Source organism: Streptomyces sp. NPDC044002 (genome assembly GCF_056434525.1).
Map to the genome: position 1 here is coordinate 19,111 of NZ_JBWKEZ010000083.1, position 11,533 is coordinate 30,643.

At 75.7% G+C, this 11,533-nt stretch carries 9 protein-coding genes; 5 read left to right on the top strand and 4 right to left on the bottom strand.

The annotated features are described in order from the left end of the window. Window positions 1-12: 12 nt before the first annotated feature. From AC07A6_RS36765 to AC07A6_RS36775, 3 genes are all read right to left on the bottom strand, one after another. On the bottom strand, window positions 13-1,602 hold the full coding sequence (locus tag AC07A6_RS36765; protein ID WP_478780015.1) for a serine hydrolase: 1,590 nt from the start codon (window positions 1,600-1,602) through the stop codon (window positions 13-15). Window positions 1,603-2,105: 503 nt separating this feature from the next. After that, window positions 2,106-2,951: a siderophore-interacting protein gene (locus AC07A6_RS36770; RefSeq protein ID WP_362474112.1), complete on the bottom strand. Its 846-nt coding sequence runs from the start codon at window positions 2,949-2,951 to the stop codon at window positions 2,106-2,108. Window positions 2,952-3,018: 67 nt separating this feature from the next. Next, complete coding sequence (locus tag AC07A6_RS36775; protein ID WP_362474131.1) at window positions 3,019-3,924, bottom strand: 5'-3' exonuclease; 906 nt, start codon at window positions 3,922-3,924, stop codon at window positions 3,019-3,021. Between the two features lie 194 nt (window positions 3,925-4,118). Here AC07A6_RS36775 and AC07A6_RS36780 point away from each other — a divergent pair, with 194 nt between their 5' ends. From AC07A6_RS36780 to AC07A6_RS36795, 4 genes are all read left to right on the top strand, one after another. Beyond that, window positions 4,119-5,531, top strand: coding sequence for a galactose oxidase-like domain-containing protein (locus AC07A6_RS36780; protein WP_478780016.1), 1,413 nt, complete (start codon window positions 4,119-4,121; stop codon window positions 5,529-5,531). Window positions 5,532-5,718: 187 nt separating this feature from the next. Next, window positions 5,719-7,704: a Dyp-type peroxidase gene (locus AC07A6_RS36785; protein WP_478780017.1), complete on the top strand. Its 1,986-nt coding sequence runs from the start codon at window positions 5,719-5,721 to the stop codon at window positions 7,702-7,704. A gap of 249 nt (window positions 7,705-7,953) precedes the next feature. Continuing rightward, window positions 7,954-8,502, top strand: a complete 549-nt coding sequence (locus AC07A6_RS36790) for a helix-turn-helix domain-containing protein (protein ID WP_362474134.1) — start codon at window positions 7,954-7,956, stop codon at window positions 8,500-8,502. A 4-nt stretch (window positions 8,503-8,506) separates the two neighbouring features. Then, window positions 8,507-9,217, top strand: coding sequence for a helical backbone metal receptor (locus tag AC07A6_RS36795; RefSeq protein ID WP_478780018.1), 711 nt, complete (start codon window positions 8,507-8,509; stop codon window positions 9,215-9,217). Here the strand turns inward: AC07A6_RS36795 and AC07A6_RS36800 are convergent. Further along, window positions 9,214-10,344, bottom strand: coding sequence for a TDT family transporter (locus AC07A6_RS36800; RefSeq protein WP_478780019.1), 1,131 nt, complete (start codon window positions 10,342-10,344; stop codon window positions 9,214-9,216). The genes AC07A6_RS36795 and AC07A6_RS36800 overlap by 4 nt on opposite strands. Window positions 10,345-10,414: 70 nt before the next feature. Between AC07A6_RS36800 and AC07A6_RS36805 the strand changes: the two genes are divergently transcribed. Further along, window positions 10,415-11,335, top strand: coding sequence for a LysR family transcriptional regulator (locus AC07A6_RS36805; RefSeq protein WP_478780020.1), 921 nt, complete (start codon window positions 10,415-10,417; stop codon window positions 11,333-11,335). The last annotated feature ends 198 nt before the right edge of the window (window positions 11,336-11,533 follow it).

Consider the following 11,533-nt stretch of genomic DNA (forward strand, 5'->3'; position numbering starts at 1 on the left):
CAGGGTAGGCCGCTATCGGCGGGTGAAGGTCCCGAGGTGGTTCTGGTCGAGGTACTCGATGCGGACCGTGCCGGCGGGGCCGTCGGAGAAGAACACCCCGGTGCGGCCGACGGCGTTCTCGCCGGTGGTCTCGAAGCTGAAGGTGTCGCCGTCGTAGTGGGTCAGGGGGAAGCGCAGGGGCTTGGGGCCGAGGGAGAGCACCAGGCCGCCCTTGGCGTCGGCGGTGACGGTGAGGGGGCCGTAGTAGGGGTTCTCGTAGGTCCCGGTGTAGGCGGAGTCGGCACGCGCGGGCGCGGCCCCGGCCGGGGGACGGGCGTAGTCGGTCGGGGACCGGAGCGAGGCGTCGAGCCGCTCGTACGTGGAGGCGAGGAGCGGCAGCCAGTCGGCGGTCGGCTTGCCGTGTTCGGCGATGTCGAAGAAGTCCAGGGCGACGGAGTCGGCCAGGCCGACGGGGGAGCCGTTCGTCAGGACGACGATGCCGAGGCGCTCCAGGGGGAGCATGGTGACGTTGGTGTTGGCGCCGAGCTCGAAGCCCCCGGAGTGGCTCAGGCGCAGCCGGCCCGCGTCGTCGTAGCTGACGTTCCAGCCGAGCCCGTAGAACTGCGGGGTGCCGCGGGGGGTCCGGGCCTGGGCGACGATCTCGGGCAGCCAGGTGCGGGCGAGGCCGTCGGCGGCGACGATCCGCTTCCCGTCGAGGAGGCCGCTGCCGAGCTGGAGCCGCAGCCAGCGGGACATGTCGCGGGCGGTGGAACTGGCCCCGCCGGCCGGGGACTGGGCGTCGGCGTCGCGGACGTAGCGGGGGCTCCAGGTGCCGGCCCCCTCTTTTCCCGGGGTAGCAGTCTTGACGTGGCCCGAGGCGCGGTCGGGGGCCTTGGCGTAGGCGGCGAACTCGGTGCTGGTGCGGGTCATCCCGGCGGGCCTGAAGAGGGTGTCCTCGCTGAGCTTCTGCCAGCTCGTGCCGTGGTCGCGGGCGACGGCCTCGGCGGCGGCGGTGAACCCGAAGTTGGTGTACGCGTAGCTCGCGCGGAACGGGGTCAGCGGCTCCTCGCGGAGGTGGCCGAGGATGTACGACCGGTCGTAGCCGAGGTCCTCCAGCAGGTCCCCGGCGTGGTCGGGGAGGCCGCTGCGGTGCGAGATCAGGTCGGCGGGGGTGACGTGGGAGGTGACCCAGGGGTCCTTGAGGGCGAAGCCGGGGAGGGTGCCGGCGAGGGGCCGGTCCCAGGCGTCGGGGGAGGCCAGGGCGCCGGCGATGACGGTGGAGGTGACCGGCTTGGAGACGGAGGCCAGCTGGAAGACCGTGTCGGGGCCGACCTTGGCGCTCTCGCCGGTGCGGCGCAGGCCGAAGCCCTTGAGGTAGACGATCTCGTCGTCGTGTACGACGGCCACGGAGACGCCGGGGACGCCGGTGCGGCGCATGCCGTCCGCGATGACGGCGTCGAGCCGGTCCACGGCGGTGGTGACGGCGGCGTCGGTGATGCGGGGGCCGGGGGGCGGCGGGGGAGTGGGCGCCGCCGACGCCGTCGTCGGCGCGGCGGTGGGGGCGGTCGCGATGCCCAGCAGCACCGCGGCCCCGGCCAGTCCGGCTGCGCGGAGCGTACGCATGCGCCCATTGTGCGCCCGGGCTTCCCGCGGCGCCGCCCGGCCCTGGCGGGCCGCCCGGGCTCCCCCCGCCGGCCGCGCCGCCGCGGCTGGTTGCCGCTGCGCGGGCTGCTCCCCGCCCCACCCTTCGCCCGTTCCCCGGGGCTGCGCCCCGGACCCCCTGGGGGCTCCGCCCCCAGACCCCCGCGCCTCAAACGCCGGCGAGGCTGAGATGTGCTGCGCACATCCAGCCCGCGCGGCGATTGAGCGCACCGGGCGCGCAGCGCACGGTATCGGGGTCAGGGGCGGAGCCCCTGGGAACGGTGGAAGGGCGGGTAGGGGACCCGCTCCGCGCAGCGGCAACCCACCCGCACCCGAGTAACCGGCCGCGACCGGCCGAACCGGCCCCGCCCCACGTCCGACGGACGGAGTCCGGCGCAGCGGCGCGAAGCCGGTAAGGCGCCCCGGCGCCGCACCGCGCGAGCGGCGCGTCAAGAAGGAGGGCGGCGCGTCAAAAAGGGGGCGGCTCAGGCGGCGGCCGGGGTGGGGACGTCCTGTTCGGCTTCGACCGTGGCGTTCCAGTCGCGCTTCATCGCACGCCAGCCCTCGTCCGTCTCGCCCAGCCGCCAGTACCCCGAGATCGACAGCCGTTCGCGCGACACGCCGCGCTCCAGCCGGAGGTGGCGGCGGAGTTCCTTCACGAAGCCCGCCTCGCCGTGGACGAAGGCGTGGACGTCCGAGGAGGGGAAGTGGAGGGTGGTGACGGCTTCCAGCAGGGCCGCGCCCACCGGGCGGTCGCCGCGGTGCAGCCACACCGGGGTGATGCCGTCCGGGGTGCGGATGTCCTGCTCGTCCGCCGGGCCCTCGACCTCGATGAAGGCGTGCACCAGCGCGCCCCGCGGCATCCGCTCCATCGACGCCGCGATCCCCGGCAGCGCGCTCTCGTCGCCGGCGAGGAGGTGCCAGGCCGCCCGGGGGTCCGGGGCGTAGCCGCCGCCGGGGCCGAGGAAGTGGACGAGCTCGCCGGGCTGGACCCGGGCCGCCCAGGGGCCGGCCAGGCCCTCGTCGCCGTGGACCACGAAGTCGAGGGTCAGTTCCAGTCGGGCGGGGTCCCAGGCCCGGACGGTGTACGCGCGCTGGCGGGGCCAGGCCTCACGGAGGTGCGTCGCGCGGATGACGTCCAGGTCCCACGGCTCGGCGTACCGCACGCCCTCGGGTTCGAAGAGGAGTTTCACGTAGTGGTCCGTGTGGGCACCCGCGCCGAAGCCTGCCAGCCCGTCGCCGCCCAGCACGAGGCGGACCATGTGCGGCGTCAGTCGTTCGGTGCTTACCACGACTGCGGTGCCGACGGTGCGGGCGCGTCCTTCTGCCACGGTGTCTCCCCTTACGCCTTACGAAGCCTTACGCCTTACGAAGCTTAGGATTACCTAACTTAGCACCTCATGGGCGCAGCGCGCTGCTCAGACGTGACATCGCTCCTCCCAGACCCCACCGATGGGCGAGCGCGTCCACCATCTCGGGTCGAGCGGGAGCCTGGGGAAGGGCCGGGTCGAAGGCCGGCAGCGGGACGTCCGAGGCCACCCGGACGACCTTCGGGGCGACCGCGAGGTACGGGCGGGACTCGTCCAGGCGCTTGCGCTGGGTGGGGGTCAGCTTGGACTTCGGGTCACCGGCCGCCGCGATGATCCCGGCCAGGTCCCCGTACGCGTCCAGCAGCTTCGCGGCCGTCTTCTCGCCGATCCCCGGAACGCCCGGCAGGCCGTCGCTCGGGTCGCCGCGCAGCAGCGCGAGGTCCGCGTAGCCGGGGCCGTCCACCCCGTACTTCTCGCGCAGCCACGCCTCGTCGGTCACCTGGAGCGTCCCCACGCCCTTGATCGGGTACAGCACGCGGCGCTGCCGGGCGTCGTCCACCAGCTGGAAGAGGTCCCGGTCGCCGGTGACGATGTCCACCGGCCCGGTGGCGTGACCGGTCAGGGTGCCGATCACGTCGTCCGCCTCGTACCCGGCGACCCCCACCCGGGCGATGCCGAACGCGTCCAGCGCCGCCTCGATGATCGGCACCTGCGGGAGCAGGGTGTCCGGGGTCTCCTCCACGTCCGGGCCGGTCTCGGTCTCCTCCGCGACCCGGTGCGCCTTGTAGGAGGGGATCAGCTCCACCCGCCAGTGCGGCCGCCAGTCGGCGTCCATGCAGGCCACCAGGTCGTCCGGGCGGTGGTCCTGCACCAGCCGCCCGATCATGTCGAGCAGCCCGCGCACGGCGTTGACGGGCGTGCCGTCGGGGGCCTTCACGGAGTCCGGCACGCCGAAGTAGGCGCGGTAGTAGAGGGAGGCGGTGTCCAGGAGCATCAGGCGTCGTGTCGTCACGCAGACGATGATGCCGCAACGCGGACACGGTGCCGGTGTCACCCCGGGTGACCTGATCGTCACTCAAACAGTTCGCCCGGCGCGCGCGTTCGCGGACCCTCGCGGAAGGTGTGGATCACCGGCAGGGCGCTCCGCCCGTCCGGCCGTGCCCGTCCCCCGTCATGTGAGGGTTCCGCATGCCCCGTCGCGGAGTCGCCCGCGTCCTCGTCGCGAGCACCGTGCTGTCCCTGCTCCCCGCCGGCCCCGCCGCGGCCCGTGACGCGCCGCCCGATCCGGCCGCGCCCGCCCGGCAGGCTCCCGGCGAGCTGCGCGAACGGGTCCGCAGGGAGGTCTCGCCGGCGGAGTCGCGCGGCCTGGGCCCCGAGCACGCCGAGGCGCACGCCCGTACGCGCCTCGCGATCCGCGACGAGGCCGGCCGCCCGGACGGCGCCAGGGCGGTCCGCCTCGCCTCCCTGACGGAGTCTCAGGCCAGGGCGAACGCGGGCTTCCGCCCGGCGGTGTACGGCGCGTTCACCGAGTACTTCGACTCCCCGGACTTCGGCGCGCACACCGCCCTGCTGCCCACCGGAAAGGTGCTGCTGTTCTCCTTCGAGCACACCGGTACCGGCCGCGCCTTCCTGTGGGACCCCGCGAAGGGCACCGGGGCCGGGTCGTTCACCAAGGTCACCCCGCCCACGACCGCCCCCTTCTTCCGCACCGGGCACGCCCTCCTGCCCAGCGGCCGGCTCGGCGTCTTCGGAGGCACCGCCGGCAGCGGGCTCTCGCTGGTCTTCGACCCCTGGACCGAGACCTGGAGCCGCGAGCAGGAGACGGCCGCCGCCCGCCGGGCGGGCTTCCCGGGCGGCAGGACGGGCCCGCTGTGGGGGACCAGGCCCCCGGCGGTGGAACGCTTCCCCGTGCTCGGCCACCCCGTCGGGGCCGCGGGCCCCTCGTACGCGCCCGCCGCCGGCCGCCCCGGCGACAACACCGTCCTGATGCCCGACGGGACCCTGCTCACCGCGAGCGGCGCCTACGACATCCACGACTACGCCAGCGGCCTGCTCAGCCCCGCCCCCGACCTGAGGTACCGCCAGCTGGAGCTGCGCGACACCAAGGGCGGCTGGCGCCTCGGCCCGGTGCAGCGGCTGCCGCGGGGCCACCACTCCAGCGCCCTGGTCCTGCCCGACGGCCGCGTCGTGATCACCGGCGACGAACTCCAGCAGACCGCCCACGACGCGGACCTCCGCGACGACATGCACGGCACCATTGAGGTCTACGAGCCGGCCTACCTGTACCAGGGACCCCGGCCCGCGCTCGACGAGGTGCCGGCCGCGCCCCTCGCCCCAGGCGACCGCTTCCTGGTGCGCACCGGCACCCCGGACCGGGTACGGCGGGCCGTGCTGCTGGCCCCGGCCGGCGCCCCGCACGCCGCCGGGGCCGGGGCCGGGGTCCGGGGGCGGGCCGAGCTGCGCATCGAGCGGCGGGAGGGCGGGCTCCTCACCCTCCAGGCCCCGCCGGCGTCCGCCGCCGCGGCCCCCGGCCACCACATGCTCTTCCTCCTCGACGCGAAGGGCGTACCCAGCGTCGCGCGCTGGATCCGGCTGACCTGACCCGCCGACCCGAACCGCTGACCCGCTGACCCGCTGACCCGCTGACCCGCTGACCCGCCGACCCGGCCTCCGGCCGATCCGGCGTCCCGACCCGATCCAGCGTCCCGCCCCGACCCGGCCTCCGGCCGATCCGCCGACCCGGCCACCGCCCCGCCCGCCCTCCTCCGCCCCACACCCAGGAGACCCGATGGACGACGTGCAGCCCCCCACCCCCGCCCGCAGGACCGTCATCAGGGCCGGGGCGGCGGCCGCCGCCGCGCTCACCGTGTGCCCGTACGCCGCCGGGCAGGCGACGGCGGCGACGGCGGCGGCACCCCCGGGGGCGGCGGGCCGGTCCGCCCCGGCCCCCGCCCCGTCCGACGCCCTGCCCCTGCGCTCCGACCGCACCACCCAGGGCGACATCCTCGCGGGCTCCCGCAAGGACCACGCCTGCCTGCTGCTCCTGCACTTCCGCGACGCCGCCCGGGCCCGGACCTGGCTGGGCCGGCTGGTGCCGGAGATCTCCACCACCGAGGAGATGGCCCGCTTCAACGCCGCCTTCAGCGCGGCCCGGCTCAAGGCGGGCGGCTCCGACCCGGCCGGGCTCTCCGCCCAGTGGACCGGGCTGTCCCTGACCCACGCCGGGCTGCGCCTGCTCGCCGGCCGCGAACCCTTCCCGGCCCTGCCCGCGGGCAGCACCGCCGAGGCGTTCGCGCAGGGCCCCGCCGAGCGCGCGGAGGAGCTCGGCGACACCGGCGACAGCGGGCCCGGCTCGTGGCTGTTCGGCGCCGAGGAGCCCGAGCGCGCCGTGCACGCCGTGCTCAGCCTGTCCGCCGACGACCCCGCCAAGCTCACCGCAGCCGTCGACCGCCACAAGAAGGCCCTCGGTCCGGCCCGCGGCGAGATCGTCTTCCGGCAGGACGCGGGCAAGCTCCCCGGGGCACTGAAGGGGCACGAGCACTTCGGCTTCTCCGACGGCATCAGCCAGCCCGGCGTACGCGGCTTCCACGCGCCCGACCCGGCCGACGCGACCACCGTGCAGGGCAAGCCCGGCACCCGGCTGGTTCCGCCCGGGGAGTTCCTCGTGGGGCAGGAGAAGGTCGGGCGGCGGCCCGCCGGACTGCCCGCCTGGGCCACCGGCGGCTCCTTCCAGGTGGTCCGCCGGCTCGCCCAGGACGTCCCCGGCTGGTGGGCCCAGGCCCGGGAGCGGCTGGCCGACCTGAAGAAGTCCGGGGCCGCACCGCCGGAGGCCACCGCCACCTGGGTCGCGGCCCGCCTCGTCGGCCGCTGGCCCGGCGGCACCCCCATCGCCGGCTGCCCGCTCGCCGAGCAGCCCGCACCCCTCGGCACGGACCCGGACGCCACCCTGAAGTACGCGGGCGACCCCGACGGCTGGCACACCCCGCTGTTCGCGCACATCCGCAAGGGCAACCCGCGCGACGGCCTCGTCATCACCCCCGGCCGGCCCCCGCTGGCCGCCGCCGACCTGGACGGACGGCGGATCATCCGGCGCGGCATCCCGTACGGCCCGGCCTACGACTTCGACCGGCCCGCCGGGGAACAGGAGGCCCCGCGCGGCCTGGTCTTCGTCGGCTACCAGGCCGACCTCGTGCAGCAGTTCGAGTTCCTCACCAAGCGGTGGATCAACGACGTCGACTTCCCGCCCGCCCGCAACCCCCGCGTGGGGGCCGACCCGGTCCTCGGCCCGGAGTCCCCCGTCACCTTCGAGACCGAGTCCGCGACCGGCAGCCGCGCCACCACCCTGGGCTTCGGCCGGTTCGTCCGCACCGAGGGCGCCCTCTACGCCTTCACGCCCTCGCTGCCCACCCTGCGCGCGCTGGCCGAAGGGAAGCTCGACCGTTCCGTCGAGGTCCACCGCGGCAGCGTCCTGCGCGCCGGCGACGTCCTCGACGCGGGCAGCGTACGCCTGACCCTCAAGGCCGACGGCGACCTCGTCCTGCTCGCCCAGGGCGGCAGCCTCCTGTGGAACGCCGGCACCGAGGGCGCCGGCAACGAGGCCCACTTCTCCGCCGACGGCGAGCTGACCGTACGCACCTCCGCGGGCGCGAACCTGTGGAGCAGCGGCACCTCCGGCCACCCCGGCGCCCGGCTGCTGGTCCGCCCCGCCGGTGACCTGGTGGTCCTCGACGGCGACCGTGCGCTGTGGCGCGCGGGCGGAGGCCACGTAGGGTAACCGGGCAACGACGGGAATCCACCGGGTCGCGGCCCGGTGGGCTCTTGCACGCGAATCCGGGGGCGGTTGCTGCGTAAGGTGCTTACAGCACACCGATGTGCGACGAGGACAGGGGAGGGCAGCCCCGACATGAACGGCAAGGAAGACGGAAGCATCGCGGACGCCGAAGACGGCAGGGAGTACGCGCCCGCACGGGCGGGCGCGACCGACGCCGGCGACAAGGAGAAGGACTCCAAGGAGCCGCTGCGGGTGGGTGTCGCCGTGCGCAAGCGGCGCCGCGCGCTGCACCTGACCCTCGCCGCCGTTTCGGCGCGCAGCGGTCTGTCCGTCCCCTTCCTGAGCCAGATAGAGAACGAGCGCGCCCGCCCCAGCATGCGTTCGCTGGAGCGGGTCGCCGACGCCCTGGAGACCACGGCCGTGGACCTGCTGGCCGCCTCCGACACGGCGCGCACCGTGGACCTCGTACGGGCCGGCGACGAGTCCGGCCTCACCCCCGTGATGGGCGTACGGCCCCTCGTGCGCGGCCACCACCAGCTGCACGCGCTGGAGTTCACCGGAGACCAGGACGCAGGCCGCGAGTACCAGCACCGCAACGACGAACTGATGTACGTGGTCTCCGGCGCCTGCCAGGTGGAGGCCGAGGGGCGGGCGTACCGGCTGGAGAGCGGGGACGCGCTGTTCCTCTCCGGCGGGGTGCGCCACCGCTGGCGCGCGGTCAGCGAGGACACCCGGCTGCTGGTCGTCGCGGTCGGCGACCACATCCACGCCACCTCCGAGCCGCCGTCGCCGGGGCACTGAGCCGGTGCGCGTCGTCTCGCTCGTGCCCTCCCTGACCGAGGCGGTCGCCGTCAGCGCGCCCGGCGTGCTGGCGGGGGCCACCGACTGGTGCACGCACCCGGCGGACCTCGGGGACGTGGTGCGCATCGGGGGCACGAAGAACCCCGACGTACGCGCGGTCGTGGAGCTGCGCCCCGACCTGGTGATCGCCAACGAGGAGGAGAACCGGGCCCCCGACCTGGAGGCGCTGCGCGCGGCCGGGGTGGAGGTGCTGGTCACCGAGATCCGGGACCTGCCGCAGGCCTTCGCCGAGCTGGACCGCGTCCTGGTGGGCGCGCTGGGGCTGGAGCGCCCCGAGTGGCTGGACCGGGCCGAGGAGGCCTGGGCTGCGGTGGAACCCGTCGGGGAACTCACCGCCTTCGTGCCGGTCTGGCGGCGGCCCTGGATGGTGCTCGGCCGCGACACCTTCGCGGGCGACCTGCTGGCCCGGCTGGGGGTGCGCAACGCGTACGTCGGTCACCCCGAGCGGTACCCGAGGGTGCCGGTGGAGGAGCTCGCCGGGAGCGGCTGCGACCTGGTGGTGCTCCCGGACGAGCCGTACGCCTTCACCGCGGACGACGGCCCGGAGGCCTTCCCGGGCCTCCGGGCCGCACTGGTCAGCGGCCGCCACCTCACCTGGTACGGGCCCTCACTGGCGGAGGCCCCGCAGGTGCTGGCGGCGGCCCTGCGGCCTTAGGCCGCCTGCGCGGCGGGGAGCAGCCGGCCGGCGAACAGGCCGCGCAGGGTGTGGACGGCGGCCAGCAGCCAGGCGGTGACCAGGCCCAGGAAGAGGGCGGTGGCCAGCCAGGAGAAGGCGTCCAGCCCGGTGTGGCGGGCCAGCCCGGCGGCGCCGGTGACGCAGGTGCCGACGGGGAAGGTCAGGGCCCACCAGGTCATCGCGAAGCCCATGCCGTCCCGGGCGGCCCGGACCAGCATCGACGCGGCCAGGGCCAGCCACAGCAGGGCGAAGCCCATCACGGGGACCCCGTAGACCACGGCGAAGGCGCCGAGGGCACCGGCGTAGGGGGCGTCGATGGCGCCGGGCGCCACGTCGGCGAGCTGGTTCACGGCGGTGGTGGACTGGCCGAGGGGGCCGAGGACCAGGAACAGGGTCGGGGTCAGCGCCAGGGGCAGGGGCCCGCTCACGATCAGCCGGCCGAAGACCAGGGGGAGCAGCAGCAGGGTGGCCAGCAGGCTGATGCCGAACATGGCGTAGCAGGCCAGCAGCAGCGCCTCGCGGGCCTGCCCGGCGGGCAGGTGGGGGACCAGCAGGGGCCCGACGGCGGCGGAGACCATGGGGGAGACCACGGGCAGCAGCCACACGGGGGTGGCCTGGGAGGCCTCGACCTTGTGCCGCACCACCATCAGGTAGGGCACGACCACGGCCATGACCAGGCCGATCACGGTGCCGGCGGTGAAGAGCACGGTGTCGACGGCGATGGCGGTGCCGGTACCGATCAGGTCCTTGCCGACGGTCAGGGTGCCGGCGCCGACGGCCAGCAGGGCCATGGCGAGGCAGCCGTAGAACGGGGCGACGGCGGGGTCGAGGAGGTGGGCGCGGGCCTGGTCGCGGTGGTGCAGCCAGTGCCCGGCGCGGGCGGTCAGCAGCACGGCGAGGGCCGCGGCGGACAGCGCCCAGACGAGCTGGCAGGCCACGCGCTGACCGGGGAGCTGGTACGGGAGGGCCGCGCCGGCGTTGGCGATGATCGCCGTGCCCATGACGGAGGCGTACCAGTTGGGGGCGAGGTGGCGCAGCCGCGGGACCTTGTGGGTCCGCAGGACGGGTGCGGCGGTGGTGCGGGGGCGTAGGACGGTGGTGGCCATGGGTCCAGCGTCCCGCCGGGCAGGGCCGTACGGCAGAGACCACATGTCTATGAGGCCATAAACTGATGTTATGGGTAACGAGGAGTCGGTCCCGCTCGCGCACCGCGTGCCGGACCTGGGCGCGCTGGAACTGCTGCTCACGGTCGCACGGGTCGGCAGCCTCAGCGGCGCCGCCCGGCGCCTCGGGATCACGCAGCCGGCCGCGAGCAGCCGCATCCGGGCGATGGAGGCCCGGCTCGGCGTGGCGCTGGTGGACCGCTCACCGCGCGGCTCGACGCTGACGGCGGAGGGCGCGCTCGTCACGGACTGGGCCCGGCGGGTGGTGGAGGCCGCCGAGGCCTTCGACGCGGGCGCGCAGGCGCTGCGCGGGCGGCGGGACTCGCGGCTGCGGGTGGCCGCCAGCATGACCATCGCCGAGTACCTGCTGCCGGGGTGGCTGATCGCCCTGCGCGGGGAGCGGCCCGACACGGCGGTGTCCCTGCACGCGGGGAACTCCGCCGATGTCGCCCAGCGGGTGCTGGCGCACGAGGCCGACCTGGGCTTCGTGGAGGGGCTGTCGGTGCCCGACGGGCTGGATTCGGCTGTCATCGCCCAGGACCGGCTGGTGGTGGCGGTGGCCCCGACGCACCCGTGGGCGCGGCGCTCGAAGGGGGTGGAGCCGGCCGAGCTGGCCCGCGGCCCGCTGATCCTGCGGGAGCGGGGGTCGGGGACGCGGCAGGTCCTGGATGCCGCGCTGGCCCCGTCCGGGGGGCTGGCCCAGCCGCTGCTGGAGCTGGCCTCCACCACTGCCGTCAAGGCGGCGGCGCTCAGTGGGGCGGGGCCGTGCGTCCTGTCGGAACTCGCGCTGGACGACGAGCTGGCGTCCCGCCGCCTGGTGGAGGTCCCGGTGCCGGGGGCCGCCCTGTCCCGGGCCCTGCGCGCCGTCTGGCCGACGGGCACCCGTCCGGCGGGGCCGGCGCGTGACCTGCTGTCGCTGACCCGGCGGCGGTAGCCGTCCGGCGGTGCGGGGGCGCCGCTGCGCGGGCTGCTCCCCGCCCCGCCCTTCGCCCGTTCCCCGGGCTGTGCCCGGACCCCTCCTGGGGGCTCCGCCCCCAGACCCCCGCGCCTCAAACGCCGGCGGGGCTGGAGTTGCCGAACGCCGGCGGGGCTGGATTTCGCGCAGCGAAATTCCAGCCCGCGCGGCGTTTGA